The organism is Butyrivibrio fibrisolvens (genome assembly GCF_023206215.1).
GTDB classification, from domain to species: domain Bacteria; phylum Bacillota; class Clostridia; order Lachnospirales; family Lachnospiraceae; genus Butyrivibrio; species Butyrivibrio fibrisolvens_C.
In genome coordinates this window covers 2,345,854-2,366,877 of sequence record NZ_CP065800.1, presented here as the reverse complement: position 1 = coordinate 2,366,877, position 21,024 = coordinate 2,345,854, and the positions used below count along the sequence as shown (strand labels likewise).

The window sequence follows — 21,024 nt, the reverse complement described above, 5'->3', positions numbered from 1 at the left end:
CTGCAATTGCGCGCAGGGCATTAGGAGTTTAACTTTCTGTTAAACAAGAATTTATGGAAAACTACTTGCCATTTACAATACCATTTCAAATACAGTATTCTTTTATATATTCACCAAAGTACGGCAATGCAAGACCAATGTATGAATGTCTTGTATTAACTATTCCCCTTTTAATAAGTCTATCACGATAAACGGAATAATTGCCGACTTTTTCCATCATCTTCATTACTTCATCTCTCTTATACTCGGATTTATTTCTAATGAGAATTGCCAATTCTCTGTCGCCTTCTGACATTTCTTCCCAGATCTTCTCATATGCATATGCATACAGTTCTGACTTAAGTTGCCCTACGATATCCTCAAATTCTTCTTTATCTCCATTCCGAAAATACAAAACTCCAAGTTCCTGAAATGCATATGGATATCCTTTTGTGATTGCTGCAAGTTCTTTAGCTTTAGAAAGATCTACGTTAAGCTTATCCTTATACATTTCAGACATTTTTATATTGTTTAGAGGGGCTGTCTTAATGGTTGTAGCCCTTCTAAAGAACGTGAGATTCTTAACATTACTCAGCTGCTCGATATTCTCATAAAGTCCGGTACATACAAGATATATTGAATATCCGGCTCTTAACCACTTACCATACTCTGATGCAAAGACTATCATATCAGGTGTCTTTGAAACTTCATCAATTCCAATAAGGATTTTCTTACCTTGAGAGGTTAGCTTTGCAAGCATATCATCAAGTTCTACGCCTATATCAAAAAACTCACTATTCTTTTCTTTCGTAACGCCTATACTGCCTCCGGCACCAAGAACACTTCCGGATACATTCATACTTACACTCTTGGGTTTATCTTTTATTATTTTTTCTTTATACATGAATGATGCTAATTGCTTGAGCATATCTCTGGCAGGAGTCAGACGGCACACTATCCAGCCTTCTTTCTTCCAGTCATCTGAAGATAATTCTTCCTCTATCTTGGCAAGCAGTACAGTTTTACCAGAGCCTCTTACCCCTGTTATCTTGTATACAGACTCAGATGGATTATCGTATCTAAAATTATCGATTATCTCCATCTCCTGCTCTGTAGGTATATATGTGTAATTTGGCACTTTACTGAATGTAGTGGTAAAAGGGTTTTGCATGATATCCTCTCCTTTTTGATCACTTGGTGATTTTATACTTCATGATTGCTTTTATAGTTTTTTATATACTTTATGATTTCTTTTATGGTTTTTATACATTTTTATACTTACATTAATATTTTATACTTTTTTATACTTTTCAACAAGTTGTTTCCTGATATCTGTAAATATAAAAAACTCCTGACGAAGGTGATTTCATACCTTACATCAGGAGTTGCTCCTTGTTATTCAGTCACGTAGTGCTACTACTGAACTTTTATAAATTCTGACTTTTGTTTTTGATCAAAATTATATAGTTCTTCATATATCTTGTCAGCATTATAATCCGGTGCATACTTTGAAGCAATTTGGCTGATACGTTTAATATGTTCCTCATCCTCAAGCAGGTCAGTCGCTATCTGTTCAATAGACTGACCAAGGCCAATCTTACCGCAGACCAGCTTGATGAGTTTTATTTCCTCACCAATGCCAAGGCCTTGTTCTCGTCCAATCCTACGCTCTTCCTGAACATTGACAGTAGCTTTAAAGTTAGCAAATAAATCACTCATATGACGCTCCTTTATCTGACTTACAAAGTCCTGAACCTCATCCTCTGAAACACGATGCTTCCTTAGTAGTACAGCAACTACTCTGGCAAGAACGTCAAGTACATCTTGAGGTGCATTGGCAGATAGATTGTCCAAATAGTCTTTGGGCAGATTCAGCGAACTAAACTCATCTGTATTCCTTATCTTATTAAGAATCATGAGAAGTGATAACCCATCATTCTTCTTAATAAGCTCTTCGTTCCCGTGATCAGCAGTATTGACTAAATGATATTCATAATCCGGAATATATGGTCTAAAAATGTCAATTAGTGCCACTCTGCTCTTCAACGTCTTGTCTGCAGTCCAGCTACTTTCACCATTGTAATACACAATCGGAAAAACAGGCGGATACTTAAAGCCTTTAAGCTTACTAATATCCGGCACCCTCTTCTCCTCACGCCTCTCATAGTCATCCAAAATATAGACCATGTAGCGCAATATCTGCATACTTACATTATAGTCTACGCTGGATTTGTGTTCAATCAGGGCATGAGGGCAAGTACTAATTATATTCATATGGACCTTATGATTTTTTAATAATCAATGTCCCACCTCAACCTCAAGTGCTCATAAACTCCGCATAATGCTCCAAAACCTCTGTAGGCTCTCCCATCTCCCTGATTTCCCCATCATGCATCCACATAACCTTATCGCACAATTCTTTTAAAGTATCAATATTATGGGACACGATGATAACTGTCCTGTCATCATCCATAATCAGCTCCTTCATCTTGGCAAGACTCTTTTTCTTAAATCTCTCATCACCTACAGACAGTACCTCGTCGACCAGCATAATATCTGTCTCCAGCATAGCTGTAATAGCAAAGGCAAGCTTAGAATGCATACCACTGGAATAAGTTCTGACAGGTCTATCTATAAAGTCACCAAGCTCTGCAAACTCTATTATCTCATCCATCCTAGCTTCAATCTCCTTTTGTTTAAAACCAAGAAGAAGTCCAGACAGCATGATATTGGCTCTCCCCGTCAAAAGAGGCTTAAATCCAACCCCAAGCGCCATAAGAGAGACAGAATGCCCATGCAGATCTATAGTCCCAAAGTTCGGAGAGAATACTCCCGCTATAGACCGAAGAAGCGTTGACTTTCCGCTTCCATTCTTACCGATAATACCAAGAATGCCTCCCTTCTCAACAGTAAAAGAGACCCCTTTGACTGCTTCAAAGACCTCGTCCCTAGTCTTCTTGTGAAAAAGAGAACTCCTGATAGAAATATTATTCAAAATACGGTAACTTATACTAACATCTTTAACTTCAACAGCATATTCCTTAGCCATCCAAGCGCCCTCATATCTAAAATAAAAACAAAGAAACAAGTCGTTACAGCAGCTACTTTCATCAAGTTTCAGATAACTTTCACATAGGAATTCTCATTACTATAAACTGTAAATATACCAAGAGCGGACAATACCAATGATATAAATGCCCAAACTCCTAATAGGCCAAACGCCGGCATCTGCCCATAAAGAATGCAATTCCTCATACTAGACATGAAAAGCGCCACAGGATTAAAACTCTCAACAATATCGCCAAATGGCTCCGGGAATCTCTTCGAAACAGAGTAGAACACACCAGATAAATACATGAGCATCTGAAGCACAATTCCAGTAATATAGCCAAGGTCATTGACATACACTCCGTAGTGCATCATGATACTCCCTACTCCAAAGGTAAAAAGAAACAATACCAAAAGAATAATAGGTGCAAAAAGAATATATATGCTAAGTGGCACCCTGAATACTATCATCATAGCTGCGATGACACCAAATGACACCAGCATCTTAAAACCATTAACAAACATCTTTGATAAAAGAAGTATATATTTAGGCATATAAACTTTAGTAATGATATCCTTACCATTTCTTACCGTATCGATACTTCCATTGATAGTCCTTGAAAAGAATCCCCACATGGTGATACCGGTAAATATGAATATAGGAAAGTAATCTTCTTTGGCTTTAAAAACATAACCGAATATAACAGTATATATAAGCATCATACAAAAAGGCTCTATAAGCCACCACAGCCAGTTAAGATATGAACTTGCCACTTCAGCTCCAAGAGAAGCTTTGGCAGACCATATGGCATATGCCATGTATTTCTTAATATCTCTACCTGTTCTCTTACCATATCTTATAAATCCGCCTATAGTAATAGCATCTTCTGTAAAAAGACATACGATAAACGGAACTACAAATCCAAGCACAATACCAAGCGAGATGTACTTTAGTCTGTAAGACAATGTCATGTCACTAAATCTGAATCCCTTTACACCTCTTAGATATGATACAGAAAAAGAAATGGCGTTTGTTATGCAAAGGTACAGCACAAATAGAGCCAATTTCTTCCTTCTGGAAATCTCTCCATGTCGAAGATAACCATGTATTATAACTGAAAAAAGCCCTGGTACTATGAACATTGAAATAGTCAATAATCTGAGCATTATCTTTCTCTCTTTAAATAACACGTTCTTTCAAAATCCATAAATCTAAAGTGATTATAATCAGGATCAGCAATCTTTTATAAACTCATGATTTTCTCACATAGGTCATCAAAGGTTATTCCCACGGCCTGTGCTTCTTGAGGTATAAGTGAAGTTGGCGTCATTCCTGGCAGGGTATTACCTTCTAAGCAATATATTGTTCCTGTATTAGCCTCCATTCTAAAATCAAATCTTGCATATTTTTTTAGACGAAGAGCGGCGAATGCCTTTTGTGCTATTTCCTTCATTTTCTCTGAACTACAGGTATCAAGATTTGCAGGACAGGTTTCAACTGTAGCACCAGCTTTGTATTTATTTGTATAATCATAGAAACCTTCTTTAGGTTCTATTTCAACTATAGGAAGTGCATCTCCTTCTATAACTCCAATTGAAAACTCTCTGCCGGGAATAAAACGTTCAATGATTATTTCATCCCCATATTTAAAAGTCTCTGAAACTGCTTCAATCAAGTCAGAAGATTTTTGCACAATAGTTACGCCTATGCTACTTCCACCACATGAAGTCTTTACAACACACGGAAAGCCAACATTATTATCAAAAATCATTTTTTGAATTACGTCTATCCGCTCTAAATATTCCTTTTTCAAGCGAAAGCCTTCTGGAGACATAATGCCATTACTTAAAAAAATATCCTTTGTTATCCCTTTATCCATAGACAATGCAGAACTAATATAATCTGTTCCTGTATACTTTATCCCCAACAAATCAAAACAGGCCTGTATTTTACCATTCTCACCATTTTCGCCATGAAGAGCGATAAATACAATATCTGCTTCTTGACATATTGAAAGAACATTGCTCCCAAAATAGCCAACAGCATTATAATTATTGTCCCCGTTATAACAAGTCTGATCTATAACATATTCCCAGTTAATATCCCGATCAAACAACGTTTTAAAATCACAATTCACGGTTAGATCTTTGTCAAAACTTACTCCAGTAGATACATCTAATAAAATGACTTTATGACCTTTTCTTTTCAGAGCATTATATATCTCTTTACCGGAAATAATCGAAACCTCTCGCTCTGTACTAGTTCCTCCTGCAAGAACAACCACACGCATTCTATTCCTCCATTCAAATATACTATATTAGAGTCTACTTCTATATTTCTGGTAGAACCAACATATCTCCAACAATTCTATTCCATTCATCAGGAATAAATTTTTCAAAGCCACACCCCGGATGGAATGTCATCTCACCAACGCAAATCCTTGAATTGTTGTTATACAGATCTATTCTTACAAATGGGAAAGGTGCAGATAGCTTCTTAGCAACATCTATCATCTCGTCAAAATTATTAGGTTTTATTACATTAGGGTTCACTTCACCATCTTCTCTATAGCAAGGTAGAACATTCCATTCCATATCTAGAAATGTTTTGTTCATTTTTGCGGCGGTTCGATTCTCACACACTAAAACTATTTTGGGAGTACCATTAAAACAATGAATTTTATAATCCACTATATCCTCTGAACCATGTTCAATATACTTTTCAACAAAAATACACGGATTGACATTTTGATATCCCCAAAAGAAATGTGAATAAAACAAATTATTCCATGGCTGAATAGCATTACTCATTTTTGCTTTAATCCTCGCCTCATTTGCAGCCGCTTTATTTTCAACAACTTCAGAAAACTCAGGGCCATCTCCCCAGTTAACTTTAATAGCAAACTTATCCGGAAGTTCAGCAAATGATATTTCAGAAGGGCTATCGTATTTCTTAATTACATCTATGGTATAACCTTCTCCTATTCTTTCCTTAACGTATGTTTTCATTTCATACTTATCGCAACATTTTGTTATTAATGGATTATGATAATGCAGATTCAGCCAATGTATTTTCTCATTGAATGTCTTTGGGTTATCTAAATCTGGGAACTCTCCCAAACAATAATAGTATTTCTGTTCAATAAACCACCTCTTAATAGGTTCTCCAAACTCTTTCAATGCATAGTAATTTTTCAATCTCCATCTTGGAACATATATTGTCTGTGAAAACGGCAGTTTGTTGCTTTTTTGAACGCACTTTTTTCTAGTGATTTCAAATCCCATATAATTAAATATATGCTTGATGATATCAAACACTCTTTTTTTCAAATTATCCTCCATTAATCATATATGAACTGATGTCAAGTTCTTCACCTAATATTTTGTCCCATTCTTCCGGCTTTAACACGCTGAACCCACTTCCTGAATAAAAAGTCAATTCACCAACATACAGTTTCCCATTACTTTCGTAAAAGTCTACGCGGACATACGGAAATGGTTCAGCTAGTTTTTCAGCCATATTAATCATCTTTCTATAATTTTCTGGCAGTTTGTCCAATTCTACTTTGGGAATATTTCCAAACTGAAATGGTACTTCTTCGCCATTAGCATCATAGTATGCTCGTTTAGGATTCTTTCCAAAATAATCAATCTCCAAAAGACAGAACCTCATTTTGCCATTTATGCAGAAGGCTTTATATTCTATGGCCGGGTCGGAAAGTTCTAAGTATTTCTCAGCAAAAATAGTGGGTTTAACTGCTTTATACCCTCTATTAAAAGAGCCATAGTAGCTATTATTCCACGGCAAAGTCCACCGTTCTAAAGCTGCTCTAATATAATCTATGTCTGTATTTTGCTTATCTTTAACTATTATATTGAACCCAGATGCCCAGTTTACTTTTAAAACAAAACTATTTGGCAATCTATCTAAATCAATGTCAAATACTGAAGAATAAACTTCTAGTAAAGGAACTGTATGCCCTGGTCCCAACACTTCCTCTACGTATTTCTTCATCTCAACCTTGTCACACGCCCTCTTTATCAAAGGATTGTCATAGTACAATTTAAGCCACAGTACTTTTTCTGAAAAAGTTTTAGGGCTGTCGATATTTGGGTAGTAGCCAACATTCTGATAGAATAATTGTGATATGATAATCCTTTTTACTGACTCATCAAGGTTATCGTCAAGAAAAAAATTAAAGCGGAAATCATTTCGAAACCTTGCCTCCCTAAATGCACTATGCTCAGCTTTGCTTTTTTTATTCCTTTTAACATTTATGAGTATGCTTCTGCTTCCGACTTTAATTGAAAATCCTCTACGTATCCGATTAACTATGAACTGCTTTAATCCCATTATCTTATTTGTCCTTTCATTAAGATGACTTACCCAAAGCATTATTGTATACATTAAAAATTTCATTAACATTTTTTGACGTAGAATAATTTACTTCAGCAATTACTCTTCCGTTTTCAGCGATGCGTCTTGATGATTCTTTATTTCTTACTGCATATTCCACTTTGTTTTGCAAATCGTCTTTAACACCTGCAACATATAGAATTCCAGTTATCCCATCAGTAATAATCTCAGATGTTCCTCCACTATCTGCCCCTACAACTAAGCACCCACTCATCATAGCTTCAACTGTAACTCTCCCAAATGCTTCTGCTCTGGAAGCCATTACTACAATGTCTGATTTCAAATACCAATCTTGAACATTCTCAACATAACCTACGAATTCAAGAGTGTTCTCAAGGCCTTTATTTTTTGCATACTCTTTCAAATAACTAACATAGTCTTGTATACCTCTACCAATAATAAAAGCCTTTATATCCATTTTTCTTCTTAAATCAGCGATTGCATCTATAAATTCCTTTTGTCCTTTCCCATCGCATATACGTCCTACAATAGAAATTGTCGTTAATTTTTTTTTCTAAGATTTTTCTGTTATTACTGAATAATTTAGGATCTATTCCGTTGTATATTACACGTATTGAAGCCTTATTGTTATATAAGCGAATCTTATTAGCAACTGCATTTGATACAGGTATCACGTAATCTGCACTACAAATTGTGTTATAACTTCTTTTTTCATCCCAAAACTGCGCTCCATGATCCTCGGTTATGAACTCTCTCACATGCCATATCAGTGGCACCTTACACATTTTTGCAGCATAAGCGCCAATGTATGTATCACTGGCATTTATGTGGACTATATCAATTTTGTGTTTTTTTATAAAATAGAAAACTTTAGTAATTGAAATGAAATTTAGTAATTTCTTTACTGGAACTTTAATTGCTGCTAAAGAATCTTTTTGCTGTTCCACTGAATACACCCAATTAAATGATTTGATATATTTATAATTAATGCCTTTTTGACTAAGTATTCGCTGACCATCTCCTTTACACGGAAGGATAACAGTCGATGATACATTGAACATATTTAACGACTCACACAAAGTTGCCATACTCAAAAATGCTCCAGAAGATGCATCATTATCAGCAGAAAAGAATAATATATTCATTGTCTATTCCTTAGATAATTATCGATTATCAAAAGCTCACCCATGTCCATTACTTCTCTAGGTGTCTCAGATGGATAGATTCCACCATGCGGAGTAAATGTCATCTCCCCGAAAATTGCCCCATGATCTGTATCGTAAAAATCCACTCTCACAAAAGGAAATCCTTTGCTAAGTATCGATGCGGCTTCAACCATCTGCTTAAGATTAATAGGCTTTTCAGGGTTCTCAAAGCTTTTGTATCTCTCAAGTTTTCCTTCAATTTTATCCCACTCAACTGTCATAAAAGACGCTTTTATCTGTTCCGAATCTTCTCTATCTATTATTAAAATTGCCTTTGGTAATCCAGAAAAACAATAAATTTTATAATCCAGTAAACTATGTCCTCGAGCAGGAAGGAGATACTTCTCACACAATAAATACTTAGATCTGTTTTTGTATTGCAATTCAGAGTACACTCTCCAATACTTCTTTTTCCCCCATTCATTTAACAGGTCTGCTTTTTGCCACAGGTCTACTTTAGTCTTATCAGGACAGATGAAATTATAGCCACTACCAAAATTCCATTTCAAAACAAACGAATCTGGTAAATCTTCCCACGGAACATCAGTAACGTTTTTATAAGCTCCTATTAGTTCATTAAGGCACGTACCAAGACCGCACTTTATCACATAATCCCTAACTGTATATTTATCAGAGCATTTCGCGACTAAGTCGCTTTTTGAATATTCATTTATCTTAAGCCAGGATATTTTCTCAGAAAAGGATTTCGGATTTTTAAGGTCAATAGTATGACCATACATATCCAGAAATCTTAATTGAGTATTTAACTCCGGAGAAATCTCGGATGAAAAACGTAATATTCCTTCTTTTATTCTAACTAGCTCTCCATTTACTTTATTATTCATATTGTTATCAAGCTCGAGTTTTCTGATTATAGTAAAACGAGTGTATATTATGTTTGATACATCTACTTTGTCAAATATTAGTGTCTTAATAACATTTTTATTACTTGGACTAAAATAAATAATTACTGATGCTTCGGAATATATCCAAACTGAGAACATAGATGGTACTTAGATCTTTTCCTAAAATAGATAGGCTAGCATTACTGCATTTCACTTATAGCACAGATTTACTTTATCCTTATAGTGTGAATATCTAAACTAATTATAGTATATTTATAATATCTTATCAAATTATTCTGATACTTCACATATCTTTTTATCAAAAATACAATTCTTGCTACCTGTTTATACTGAGTTTTACGTTTATATTATTATTCCTATTAATATTTTTAGGAATAGACTCCATAATGAAAGTATAAATAGCGATTTCGATGACTGGCTCACATTTCTTGCTCAATTATTCTATTGATAGCACCTGTCAACTCTCCATTTTCATACAGATCTATAAGATGTCTGAAATGTTTATCTGATCTGTAACATGCAAGCCTATGCTGAATATTCCTTGTAATAGCTGTATCAATATATCTTCTGACTGTTTCATTGTCTCTAAATGGTATTAACATAATATGAATAGTATAAGATCTGTCATATAGCTCGTCGTCTGTTGATAACAGAAGTCCCAGGGAATCCGTTCCTGAAAGAATGATCTTCATACCTGTCATAGCATAGACATCCGACAATATGGATGCCGAATCAATTAACTCGCTTATAAGTGTGACTTCGTCTATAAATATGGAAAAGCAGCCCCAAGGCAACCCTAAAGCAACTCTAATGTTTTACATAAGGGTTGCTTTGGGATTGCTTTAAGGGCTGCTTATTTTTACTTCTTGTGTGAAATCTTTATGAAATCTTTCCTAAATAAAAAAGAGGTTAAAAGCATGGCGCTGTCGATGATAAAAAGCTGCTAGCTTGGCTGAATCTGCTCTTAATAAAGCAGATGGAAGACTGGACGAGATCTTAGATTATGCTTGCTCGTTCAGATTGCTTTCCCCAATATAAATTTATAAGCAGGTATTACTTCAATCGTACGACCATCTTTGGTAATTGTTCGTTCTTCCTCATTAGTCACTATTATAAGTCGCTGCACTCCTATAGTTTTTTCAGCGAAAGAGGTAAGACTTTTTGTTTCTCTATCTTCTGCTGCTTCTAAACTGTATGCAACCTGAATAGCACAGTTTTCATCAGGAAGGAAGAAATCAATATCTATTCCTGTTTTAGAGGATTTATAATAATAAACTTCTTCACCATATCTGCGCTTTAAGTATACTGCTACTGCATTTTCCAAAAATGCAGATGGCTTATCTACCAGAAACAATGACAAGAGACCATTATCATAAAAATAAAACCTTGGAGTAATCTCTTTTTCCGCAAACTTAGAGACATAATTTCTGTTTCTAAACAGAAGATAAGCATTTTCTGCGTAAGATACTTATTTTTTATTCTGTACATCACTGCCAATATATGCTAAAATATCCTTTGTGTTCACATCTAGAGCACTGTTATCACAGTCATTTGGCTGTCATGGCGAGTTCTCGCCAGTATTCCACTAACCGTTAGGTAGAACTGGAACTATATTTTTTACAAGGAAGGAAACTGTATGCAAAGTAAATACCAAAGTTTAAAGCACTATTTTCCTGTCATTAGGACACGTGAAGAGATACTTACGGAGATAAGGAGGTCACCTAAGCTTAGTACTATCTTCGATTCGTGGACTACCGAACATCAAGATCTGTTTCTTGATATCTGCACTGGATCCAAGGGGGTTAAGATGCTCTATGACAGCTATTTTAAGGAAATCCTGAATCCGGAGACAAAACCCGAGAGATTATCATGGCTTCTTTCTGTTATTCTGTCTCAGAAGGTAACTGTAAAGCATCAGCTTGCTAATGATAACAACAGATTAGGCGACGAAGCATCTCTTGTCATCACTGACATAGTCGTAGAACTTGAAGATGGGACAATCGCCAATATAGAAGTTCAAAAAATCGGCTACAAATTCGCCGGCGAAAGGGCTTCTTGCTACATGGCAGATCTTCTGATGCGTCAGTACAAACGCATCAAGACGAAGTGTAAGGATTCCAGCAAGAAATTTAATTATAAAGACGTGCCACCTGTCTATACCATCATATTCATGGAATCAAGTCCATCGGACTTCAAGAATTATCCTAACGTTCTGATGCACACCTTCAGGCATAGATCTGATTCCAGTTTAGAGCTAAAAAGCCCCCTAACTGTATTTTTATTCCTATTGATATTTTTAAGGATAGACTCCATAATGAAGGTATAAAAGATGACTTCGATGCCTGGCTCACATTTCTTGGGTGCGATGATATTGAGTATATCAGTACTCTGATAGAGAAGTATCCGGATTTCAAGCCAATGTATCAGGACCTTTATGATATATGTCTCAATGTGGAAGAGGTGATGCAGATGTTTTCCAAAGAACTCCAAGAACTGGATCATAATACAGTTATATATATGATTGATGAGCTTCAGGATCAGCTCGATGAGACAAAAGGTCAACTCGATGAGACAAAAGATCAACTCGATGAGACAAAAGGTCAACTCGATGAGACAAAAGGTCAACTCGATGAGGCTAACGCTACCATATCTGAGAAAAATGCTGCTATATCTATGAAAGATGCTACCATCGCTGAGCTTCAATTAAAGATCAAGGCATTAGAATCCAGATTATCAAAATAAAAAAGTAAAAACGGTCTGCCAATGCAGACCGTTTCATTGTATACAGTTTATTCAAAACGGTCTGCCGAAGCAGACCGTTTCTTTATACCCCTATCGTACCTCTTATCATGATTTTCGCACTATACTTTTTAGATATTCTTCAACATTGTAATAATGTATTCCACAGACTTCTTTCTCTTCTCCCCTGTACAGCACTACCTTCTCTGTTATTGTGCCATATTTAAATTCTGCTTTACTGCACATCTCTTCATTTATAAGATATCTGTACTGATGAGGATCGATCGTATCAGAATGTTTTATTTCATATAGTTTAATAGTATATTCTCTTTCATCTATCACGACCATATCGAATTCACCAATAGGGAAGCTGAGTTTAAACGCTCTCTTACCTTTTGGAAGTGTCTTTATAGTTTCCAACAAGACTATCTCCTCTAGCATACGTCCTTTGACATCTTCTAATATTTTATTGCACACTTCTCCTTTTTCCCTTGCCGGGAGCATATTAAAAAGCTCATCCTTCATAAGTGAAAATACGAGTGCCTGAGCCTGACAATACCGCATACCTGGTTGAGTGAACAGAATTCTCTCTTCAGGCGTACTGCCTTCAATAGATTCACTTGGACAATCTATTATCAGATCCAGCAAGAACAGATATTCTTTGATCTGCGCTATATGGTCTTTGCTGATCTTGACACTGCGCTCATCGCTATTTTTAATATCAAGTATTTCCCTAAGTCTATTAACAACCGCCTTCTCATCAATATAATCCAGAACACTTTCTTTACCTTCCTTGGCTTTTTTCTTCCTATCCATCTGTCTGGCAGAGCCAAGATCATGCGATACAAAATCTTTTTCCAAAACAGCTATTAAAAAACGGTGATTCATATCCTCGATTATTCGATTGATAGCGCCTGTTAATTCTCCGCATTCATACAAGTCAAGAAGATGTCTGAAATGTCCGCCTGATCTATAGCAGGCAAGGCTGTGCTGAATATTCCTTGCTATAGCAGTATCAATATATCTTCGGGCTGTTTCATCATCCCTAAAGGAAGCTTCTTCGTCCAAAAGATCATCTTCAAAGTGTGTCTCGCCAGCTTTAAAAGTGCCTCCGTATCTAATGTATTCATCTATATCGTCTATGCCAAGGAGCTGTGAATACTCTCTAAAAGGGATAAACGTAGTATGAATAGTATAAGATCTGTCATATAGCTCATCATCTGTAGATAGCAGAAGTCCCAGTGAATCCGTTCCGGAGAGAATGATCTTCATGCCAGTCATTGCATAGACATCAGACAATATGGATGCTGAATCAATAAAATCACTTATAAGTGTGACTTCATCTATAAAAACGTATTTGATACCAGATAATTCTAACTTCCTAAGATCTCTGTTGAGCATTGCCATTGTATCTGTTGTAAGCGCTTTGATATAAGCAGTTTGATTTAAAGGGAGTTTAGATATAGCCTGCAATACAAGAGTAGTTTTTCCTGTACGTCTTAGTCCATATACAAGGCAAACCTTACCATAAAAGTCATTTTGTATAAACTTCTCTAATAAGTCAAAACATTCTCTATGTCCGAACTTGCCAACACCTTTGTACATAGATTCAAGTGAACTTCCCATCACTACTCGCATTTCATAAAAAGCACCTGTATTCACCTTCTCTATATCGCTTAAATACAAAGTACTTGCTGTATTCATCTGGGACGTTAGTTCGGTATCCTCATAATCATTTATCAAAGTGCTCTTAAGGATTTTCTCTAATTCTTTACGTCTCTTAACTTTGTATATAACATCTTCTTCTTCAGCTTTTTTGACATAAGAACTCTTCTTAACGCCATCTTCATACCATTGAAGATACATCCTGCGCTTGCCTCGAATAGTCTTATATGTAATATTACCCTTAGGTAATTTTTCTATTGCATTTTCAATCTTTATGTCGCGTCTGTTTTCATACATATGGCAGTTCCTCCATATTTTTATTTTAATCCAAAGGCAGCCCTAAAGCAACCCCATCAACTCTGCTATGGAGTTGCTACAGGGTTGCTTTAAGGCTGCTTGATGGGACTAAAGTACAGCTTGATGAGGCTAAAGCTGCCATATCCGAGAAAGATGCTGCTATATCTATGAAAGATGCTGCCACCATTGATCTCCAATTAAGAATCAAAGAATTAGAATCCAGATTACTTAGATAATATATTTTAAACGGTCTGCCGAAGCAGACCGTTTCATTTTATATAAAAGAAAACTAAGTGAAATTGATAGATTATATATTATAGCTATAATCCATTGCTATTTTTACTCTACAAACTGCGCCAGCAGATCATATACTTCCTCTATAGTATACGCCGCAGTTCCAGTGACTCCTTCTCCGCCGCCTTCTACGCTTTCTGCAGAGTATCCGTCAAAATATACTGTGCTTTCAAGATTCTTGGAAGAATTGTACTGCTCACATCCTGCCATGTTGCCTTCTGCATCATACAGATACATGTCATATGCTATGACGCTTCCGCCATAAATAGTTTCTATTCCGGTCATGGTGCCATCTTCGGACCACATAGGGATACATACATTCCACGTGTCAGAGCTGGTATACATTCCGTATACATACTGTTTTGTTCCTTCATAGAAGTTAAAAGCGCAAGCCACCATAGTTCCCTCTGCGTTGTAGGACACTATGATATCCGGTTCATACTCGCCATACTGATAACAGGCATAAAACAAAGCTGATGCTACTGCGCCGTCCTGACCGTATACAGTTTTATATCTGACTCTTCCTGTGCTGTCCGAGTATGTATCAGACATAAGTTCATCTATTCTTCTTTGTATGTCATCTTCGCTTGTCATGAAGATCTCAGCTATTCCTGAATTATAACGCGCCGCTTTATTATCAGCATATTCACTATTATCAGTTTCTGAAGATGAGTCTTCATCATTATCTGCAGAATGGCTGTCACCAGATTCATCATCTAAATCCGAATCATAGTCTTCCTCTTCTGCATCATCAGATGATTCCACGGTATCTTCAGAATTACCAGTTTCACCATCTCCATTGCCTGCTGCGCCATCTTTGGCAGCAGATTCCGATACGTCACCTGATTCTTGCATAGAAAGTTCTTCATCAGAAGTTTTTTCATCAGATGCCCCTTCCAAGCCGGAACTATCCTCTCCCGATGAATTCTCAGATGAATCATTTGATGTTGCAGCCAAGCTTCCTCCAGTCGCTGAACCCGCGCCTGTTGCACCAGCATTACTTTGTTTCTGGGCTTTAAGCAGTTCATTGGCCTTATTAAGAAGCTCTATTGCTTCATCCTTATGCCCTTTTCTAATAAGAACCTCTGCCTGGCCCAGATAGCCATCCGGATTATCAGGATCTAATTCCTGCAACTTGATAAAATCAGCTTCTGCGCTGTCAAAATGCTCTATGCTATCTCCAAGACACAGATAGGCACTGCCTCTGGCCTTATAAGCATCTGTAAGGCCATCATCTATCTCTATCGCCTTATCGATATACTCGATAGCTTTGCCTGCAGCCACATCGTTGACGCATCTCCAGCTAAGAATCTCCAGCGCAGGATCCAGATACTCATAAGGATCCTGCAAGGGTTCTTCTAGTGTTGATGCACTGCCTGCAGCATCACTTACATCTTTTGGCGAACCATCCGGATTTATAGCGATAGCTTCCGATCCTATATCAGGGTCTTTATGCACGCATCCGCTTGCAAAAGTCATATATACCGATAATGTTAAAACGCTAACTATTAGTAGTGATCTTCTTTTCAAAAAACTCTCCCTGTTTTATGTATTTTTTATCCCATTCATTACTATACTAACATCTTAACCTTTAAAAACGCTTAATTATCCTCAAATGCATGTATGAACAGTCCGCTAAGGAGCTTTGGTTCAAACCATGTAGACTTAGGCGGCATGAGTCTTCCTGCATCAGCGACTGCGAACAGCTCACTAATAGCTGTAGGATACATTGCAAATGCCACCTTCATATCCTCATGGCATCTTCTTTCAAGCTCCTTAAGTCCCCTTATTCCACCTACAAAGTCAATCCTCGAGTCATTCTTAGGATCTTTAATTCCAAGAACAGGTCCCAGTATCTCATTTTGAAGTATTGATACATCAAGTCCCTCCACCGCATCATCTGTGCGCACGGATTCTTTGGCAACAAGTTTGTACCACTTATCATTCATGTACATTGATACATAGTATTTGCCGGAAGGCTTAACAGCATCACTCCCTGCTTCTTCCACATCATACTTTTCCGTAATTTTGTCCATGAATTCCTGATCTGTAAGACCATTCAAGTCCTTAACCACACGGTTATAGTCCATTATCATGAGCTCATTTTCCGGGAAAAGAACTGATAGGAAAAAATCATATTCCTTGTCACCCGTAGGATTTGGATCCTCCCCGCGCCTTTTTAGTGCGACCTTAACAGCTGACGCGCAGCGGTGATGACCATCTGCAATATATATCGAATCTATAGTTTCAAAAGTATCGCTAATCTTCTCGACATCATCCTCATCAGCACAGACCCAGACTCTGTTAAGTGTCCCGTCACCTGATGTGAACTCATAAACAGGTCTTTGCGTATACTTTATCTTCTCTACAGTTTTATCTATCTCTTTGTTATTCCTATATCCCAGGAAAATAGGCCCCGTCTGAGCATTACAGCTATCGACATGGCGGATACGATCCTGTTCTTTTTCTCAAGAGTATTTTCATGCTTTTTGATCACATTATTTATATAATCATCAACACTTGCACATCCTACAAGGCCTGTCTGTGTCCTGCCATTCATAGTCTGTTCGTATACATAAAAGCATGGAACAGAGTCCTGAACATAAGTCCCATCACCTATACGCTGCCATAGAAGATCATGAGCCTTCTGATACACATCGTCTGCATACATGTCGTGCCCCTCTTCAAACTGAGTTTCAGGGCGGTCTATCGCAAGAAATGAAAGCGGCTCCTTGTCCACTTCTTTTCTGGCTTCTGTGGAATTATATACATCATAGGGAAGTGCTGCGCATCTTGCAGCAAGTGATACTTCAGGTCTAAATGCTTTAAAAGGTCTTATCGTTGCCATATTTACCTCATCTTCTCTTTGTAGCCGGTGTACTATTTCAAAAAACGGCTGCTACACCTTGTTATTGAATGATTAAAAATATATCTTATTCAGATCTGTTACTGAAAAAATATATGACTCAAACTTTCCTCTTGGACAGTGAAGTTTGAATATATGAATCTAAAAGAACAAACACATATACAATGATATCAAATTTTGAGTATCATTTGGCATTTTTTATGTGTTTTTTGGTATGTTAATATTTTCTTTTACAACATAACAATGATCTATAAACAGATTGTCCCGGCATATCCATTGGTAATACTGCCCCGGCTGATCGAGTAGGCTGACTCCTACTCGATTTCGCACACGAACATTCCGCACTTAGTGCTCCATGTTCTTACGACCGGCAAATGAATTTGTAGGTCTTGTGCAACAAAAAGGATGCCACGCCCAAAACGCGACATCCTCTATCCGATGCTAAGGACTATGCTATTACCTGTACATCGCAGTGTTGGTTAAAGGACCCAAAATCCGGGTCTGTAAGAGATAACTCAATAAATCGAGTTATCTCTGGGCCTAAAATCCAGGCCTGTAGGAGATAACTCAATAAATTAAGTTATCTCCGGACCTAAAATCTAGGTCTGTTGGAGATAAATTGCTATATAGATCAACCTATCTCCAGCCCTCAAAGGGCTTATCGAAAAAGTCTGCAATATAATATCACAGATCCTTACGAACTACTCTTACGCGGAATACGCCTTCGATCTCCTGAAGCTTCTTAACAGTTTCATCCTTAATGGCATCTTCGAAATCCATGATCGTATATGCATATTCACCCTTGGACTTATTAGCCATATCTGTGATGTTGATGCCTTCATTACCAAACTCTCTTGTGAACTTGGTGATCATGTTAGCAACATTCTTATGGAAGATTACAATACGAGGTCTTACACATACACCAAGGTTTACATCAGGATAGTTAACTGAGTTGGAGATGTTACCATTCTCAAGATACTCCATCATCTCCATAACAGCCTTGATAGCGCAGTTATCTTCAGACTCTTCTGTAGATGCACCAAGGTGTGGGATTACGATACAGTTGTCATGACCTGCGGTAGTTGTATTCGGGAAGTCAGTTACATACTTGCGGATCTTGCCGGAATTGATTCCTGACAATACTGCAGCTTCATCGCACAGAATATCTCTTGCAAGATTAAGAAGGATGACACCCTTTTTCATCTTAGCAATAGCTTCTGCACCGATCATGCCCTTGGTAGATTCAAGAAGAGGTACATGAATAGTAATAATATCACACTTTGAGTATATATCATCTACATTAGTTACATGGTGAACATCTGAAGACATGTTCCATGCAGCATTAACAGAAAGGTATGGATCATAACCATATACATCCATTCCAAGAAGCTTAGCAGCATTGGCAACTCTTACGCCGATAGCACCAAGTCCGATGATACCGAGCTTTTTGCCCATGATCTCATTACCTGCAAATTTCTTCTTAGCTTTCTCTGTAACCTTGGCGATCTCAGGATCTCCGGCATTAGCCTTAACCCATTCTACGCCGCCGATGATATCACGTGATGCAAGGAGCATAGCAGCTATTACCATCTCCTTAACACCGTTGGCATTAGCTCCTGGTGTATTAAATACTACGATACCCTTCTCAGCACACTTCTCAAGTGGGATATTGTTAACGCCTGCACCTGCTCTTGCAATGCAAAGAAGATTGTCTGAGAACTCCATATCATGCATTACAGCACTTCTTACAAGAATACCATCTGCATCGTCTACATTATCAGTTGCTTCAAAATTCTCTGTAAAGTTATTAAGACCGATCTTGGCAATCGGATTTAAACATTTATATTTGTACATAGCTCCTCTTTCTGATGCCTGAATGCATCAAGTATATGATCTAACGACTTATTGACCGTATATATCAAAAAATGTATTTTTGCATGTTTCGTGATTCAGTGAATCGGAAAGCAATAAGGCCTTTCGAACAATTCAGACCATGCCTTATCATTCACTGTGTTTTATAAAAAATCAGCCATTAGCCTTCTCGAACTGATTCATGAATGCAACAAGCTTCTCAACACCTTCCTTAGGCATTGCATTGTAGATAGAAGCTCTCATACCGCCAACTGTTCTGTGTCCCTTAAGTGATACAAGCCCCTCAGCAGTAGCCTCTTTGATAAACTTGGCATTGAGCTCTTCAGAATCTGTTACAAATGGAACGTTCATAAGAGATCTGTCTTCTGCACGAACTGTTCCCTTGAACATCTTGGACTGATCAAGATAGTCATAGAGGATCTTGGCCTTCTCTTCATTCCTCTTCTGCATCTCTACGAGACCGCCCTGAGCCTTGAGCCATTTGAATACAAGGCCGCAGATGTAGATAGACCAGCAGTTAGGTGTGTTGTAAAGAGAACCATTGTCTGCCTGAGTCTTAAACTTGAGCATTGTAGGTGTGAACGGAAGTACATCATCACGGATAAGATCCTCACGGATGATAGAGATAACAAGACCTGCAGGTCCTACATTCTTCTGAACACCGCCGTAGATAATTCCGTACTTGGAGATATCTTCAGGCTCTGAAAGGAAGCAGGAAGATACGTCTGCTACAAGGTCTTTACCCTTAGTATTAGGAAGTGTGTTAAAGTGTGTTCCATAGATCGTATTGTTCTTGCAGATGTATACATAGTCCATATCATCTGTGATAGGAAGATCAGAACAATCCGGAAGATATGAGAATGTCTTATCAGCGCTGGAAGCAAGCTGCACAGCTTCACCATAGATAGAAGCTTCCTGACATGCCTTCTTAGCCCACTGACCTGTGATAATGTAACCTGCCTTCTTATTCTTCATAAGATTCATAGGGATTGCTGCGAACTGCTGACTTGCTCCTCCCTGAAGGAAAAGAACTTTATAGTTATCAGGGATGTTGTACAGATCTCTCAAGTCCTGTTCAGCTGTCTGGATAATAGAATCAAAAGTTTTGGAACGATGGCTCATCTCATTAACTGACATGCCACATCCATGATAATCAAGCATTTCTCTCTGTGCTTCTAAAAGAACCTCTTCCGGAAGAACTGCCGGACCAGCTGAAAAATTGTAAACTCTAGACATTTCAACCTCCACCTGAATATATATTATTTTTCACTCCGCCGCTTTAATCTGCGAAAATTTAAATGTTAAATATATTCTAGTCTTTAGTCTGAAAATGTCAATATCACAAAATTAATTTATTTTGATTTTTAAAAAATTAATTTTGCACATTCGTCTTAAATTATCACTTGTTATTTTATTCTGTGAAAATTCCTGTTTTTGTTGTTGTTACTAACTTTCCAGCAATTTAACATATTTATCTCAGCCCCTCATCAGCCTATTTTTGGGACCAATTTTTCAAATATTTTTCAATGCATCTATCAAATTTTTGAGGATTTTTTCAATATTTTTTTTCATTTTTTCTTTTGAAAACACAGATTAAATTCACTCTATCATAATCTATATTTACGTTTTACAATACCCTTATTCTTTTTATACCGATATTTGGCACATTCCCGCATTCTCTAACAGCTTGCATCCATGCATTTTTATGCACCAAATACACCTTAATCATGCATTTTTACCCCATGTCACAGACCAAGCAACTAACAGTTAAGCTTAAGGAATCTCGCTACATCAATTCGGGTTTGAAAGTGGAAA

17 protein-coding genes and 2 pseudogenes are annotated in these 21,024 nt (G+C 37.2%); 2 read left to right on the top strand and 17 right to left on the bottom strand.

Going from position 1 to position 21,024, the window contains the following annotated elements; genetic code table 11:
- Positions 1-85 precede the first annotated feature (85 nt).
- The 12 genes and pseudogenes from I7804_RS09740 to I7804_RS09685 all read right to left on the bottom strand — a co-directional run.
- A complete protein-coding gene (locus tag I7804_RS09740; protein WP_248403170.1) occupies positions 86-1,150 on the bottom strand; it encodes a hypothetical protein in 1,065 nt (354 codons plus the stop codon).
- Between the two features lie 245 nt (positions 1,151-1,395).
- Positions 1,396-2,253, bottom strand: coding sequence for an Rpn family recombination-promoting nuclease/putative transposase (locus I7804_RS09735; RefSeq protein ID WP_248403168.1), 858 nt, complete (start codon positions 2,251-2,253; stop codon positions 1,396-1,398).
- Between the two features lie 43 nt (positions 2,254-2,296).
- Positions 2,297-3,028, bottom strand: a complete 732-nt coding sequence (locus I7804_RS09730) for an ABC transporter ATP-binding protein (RefSeq protein WP_248403167.1) — start codon at positions 3,026-3,028, stop codon at positions 2,297-2,299.
- Positions 3,029-3,096: 68 nt separating this feature from the next.
- Positions 3,097-4,194 (bottom strand): ABC transporter permease, encoded by a 1,098-nt coding sequence (locus tag I7804_RS09725; protein WP_248403165.1) that lies wholly within the window; start codon positions 4,192-4,194, stop codon positions 3,097-3,099.
- A gap of 77 nt (positions 4,195-4,271) precedes the next feature.
- On the bottom strand, positions 4,272-5,318 hold the full coding sequence (locus I7804_RS09720) for a D-alanine--D-alanine ligase family protein (protein ID WP_248403164.1): 1,047 nt from the start codon (positions 5,316-5,318) through the stop codon (positions 4,272-4,274).
- 40 nt (positions 5,319-5,358) lie between these two features.
- The gene (locus I7804_RS09715; RefSeq protein ID WP_248403163.1) at positions 5,359-6,357 is read right to left on the bottom strand and encodes an ATP-grasp fold amidoligase family protein; all 999 of its coding nucleotides are present in this window, start codon (positions 6,355-6,357) and stop codon (positions 5,359-5,361) included.
- 1 nt (position 6,358) lies between these two features.
- Positions 6,359-7,381, bottom strand: coding sequence for an ATP-grasp fold amidoligase family protein (locus I7804_RS09710; protein WP_248403161.1), 1,023 nt, complete (start codon positions 7,379-7,381; stop codon positions 6,359-6,361).
- 19 nt (positions 7,382-7,400) lie between these two features.
- Entirely contained in the window at positions 7,401-7,892 is a 492-nt protein-coding gene (locus tag I7804_RS09705) for a glycosyltransferase family 4 protein (RefSeq protein ID WP_331477888.1), read from the bottom strand.
- Complete coding sequence (locus tag I7804_RS09700) at positions 7,876-8,550, bottom strand: glycosyltransferase (RefSeq protein WP_248403159.1); 675 nt, start codon at positions 8,548-8,550, stop codon at positions 7,876-7,878. Before I7804_RS09700 ends, I7804_RS09705 begins: the two co-directional genes overlap by 17 nt.
- Entirely contained in the window at positions 8,547-9,455 is a 909-nt protein-coding gene (locus I7804_RS09695) for an ATP-grasp fold amidoligase family protein (protein WP_248403157.1), read from the bottom strand. Before I7804_RS09695 ends, I7804_RS09700 begins: the two co-directional genes overlap by 4 nt.
- Before the next feature lie 440 nt (positions 9,456-9,895).
- Positions 9,896-10,177, bottom strand: a complete 282-nt coding sequence (locus I7804_RS09690; RefSeq protein ID WP_248403155.1) for a hypothetical protein — start codon at positions 10,175-10,177, stop codon at positions 9,896-9,898.
- A gap of 314 nt (positions 10,178-10,491) precedes the next feature.
- A pseudogene (locus tag I7804_RS09685) lies at positions 10,492-10,929 on the bottom strand (ATP-binding protein); the annotation flags it as partial.
- Between the two features lie 183 nt (positions 10,930-11,112).
- On the opposite strand from I7804_RS09685, the gene I7804_RS19130 reads away from it, so the two are divergent.
- Entirely contained in the window at positions 11,113-11,802 is a 690-nt protein-coding gene (locus I7804_RS19130) for a PD-(D/E)XK nuclease family transposase (RefSeq protein ID WP_331477791.1), read from the top strand.
- A gap of 143 nt (positions 11,803-11,945) precedes the next feature.
- On the top strand, positions 11,946-12,218 hold the full coding sequence (locus I7804_RS19125; RefSeq protein ID WP_331477790.1) for a hypothetical protein: 273 nt from the start codon (positions 11,946-11,948) through the stop codon (positions 12,216-12,218).
- Between the two features lie 105 nt (positions 12,219-12,323).
- Here the strand turns inward: I7804_RS19125 and I7804_RS09675 are convergent, their stop codons facing one another.
- The 5 genes and pseudogenes from I7804_RS09675 to serC form a co-directional block, all read right to left on the bottom strand.
- Positions 12,324-14,177, bottom strand: a complete 1,854-nt coding sequence (locus I7804_RS09675) for an AAA family ATPase (protein WP_248403151.1) — start codon at positions 14,175-14,177, stop codon at positions 12,324-12,326.
- Between the two features lie 339 nt (positions 14,178-14,516).
- Positions 14,517-16,001: a tetratricopeptide repeat protein gene (locus tag I7804_RS09670; RefSeq protein WP_248403149.1), complete on the bottom strand. Its 1,485-nt coding sequence runs from the start codon at positions 15,999-16,001 to the stop codon at positions 14,517-14,519.
- Between the two features lie 71 nt (positions 16,002-16,072).
- A pseudogene (locus tag I7804_RS09665) lies at positions 16,073-17,319 on the bottom strand (DUF1015 domain-containing protein).
- Positions 17,320-18,021: 702 nt separating this feature from the next.
- A complete protein-coding gene (locus I7804_RS09660) occupies positions 18,022-19,191 on the bottom strand; it encodes a 3-phosphoglycerate dehydrogenase family protein (protein ID WP_022752961.1) in 1,170 nt (389 codons plus the stop codon).
- A gap of 171 nt (positions 19,192-19,362) precedes the next feature.
- A complete protein-coding gene (gene serC, locus I7804_RS09655; RefSeq protein ID WP_248403148.1) occupies positions 19,363-20,445 on the bottom strand; it encodes a 3-phosphoserine/phosphohydroxythreonine transaminase in 1,083 nt (360 codons plus the stop codon).
- Positions 20,446-21,024: the final 579 nt, after the last annotated feature.

Bases quoted from the DNA above. Each gene is read 5' to 3' on its own strand.
- I7804_RS09730 (WP_248403167.1), bottom strand. From the start codon at position 3,028: ATGGCTAAGGAATATGCTGTTGAAGTTAAAGATGTTAGTATAAGTTAC.
- I7804_RS09710 (WP_248403161.1), bottom strand. From the start codon at position 7,381: ATGGGATTAAAGCAGTTCATAGTTAATCGGATACGTAGAGGATTTTCA.
- I7804_RS19130 (WP_331477791.1), top strand. From the start codon at position 11,113: ATGCAAAGTAAATACCAAAGTTTAAAGCACTATTTTCCTGTCATTAGG.
- I7804_RS09700 (WP_248403159.1), bottom strand. From the start codon at position 8,550: ATGAATATATTATTCTTTTCTGCTGATAATGATGCATCTTCTGGAGCA.
- I7804_RS09660 (WP_022752961.1), bottom strand. From the start codon at position 19,191: ATGTACAAATATAAATGTTTAAATCCGATTGCCAAGATCGGTCTTAAT.
- serC (WP_248403148.1), bottom strand. From the start codon at position 20,445: ATGTCTAGAGTTTACAATTTTTCAGCTGGTCCGGCAGTTCTTCCGGAA.
- I7804_RS09740 (WP_248403170.1), bottom strand. From the start codon at position 1,150: ATGCAAAACCCTTTTACCACTACATTCAGTAAAGTGCCAAATTACACA.
- I7804_RS09725 (WP_248403165.1), bottom strand. From the start codon at position 4,194: ATGCTCAGATTATTGACTATTTCAATGTTCATAGTACCAGGGCTTTTT.
- I7804_RS09735 (WP_248403168.1), bottom strand. From the start codon at position 2,253: ATGAATATAATTAGTACTTGCCCTCATGCCCTGATTGAACACAAATCC.
- I7804_RS09720 (WP_248403164.1), bottom strand. From the start codon at position 5,318: ATGCGTGTGGTTGTTCTTGCAGGAGGAACTAGTACAGAGCGAGAGGTT.
- I7804_RS09690 (WP_248403155.1), bottom strand. From the start codon at position 10,177: ATGACAGGTATGAAGATCATTCTTTCAGGAACGGATTCCCTGGGACTT.
- I7804_RS19125 (WP_331477790.1), top strand. From the start codon at position 11,946: ATGTTTTCCAAAGAACTCCAAGAACTGGATCATAATACAGTTATATAT.
- I7804_RS09675 (WP_248403151.1), bottom strand. From the start codon at position 14,177: ATGTATGAAAACAGACGCGACATAAAGATTGAAAATGCAATAGAAAAA.
- I7804_RS09695 (WP_248403157.1), bottom strand. From the start codon at position 9,455: ATGAATAATAAAGTAAATGGAGAGCTAGTTAGAATAAAAGAAGGAATA.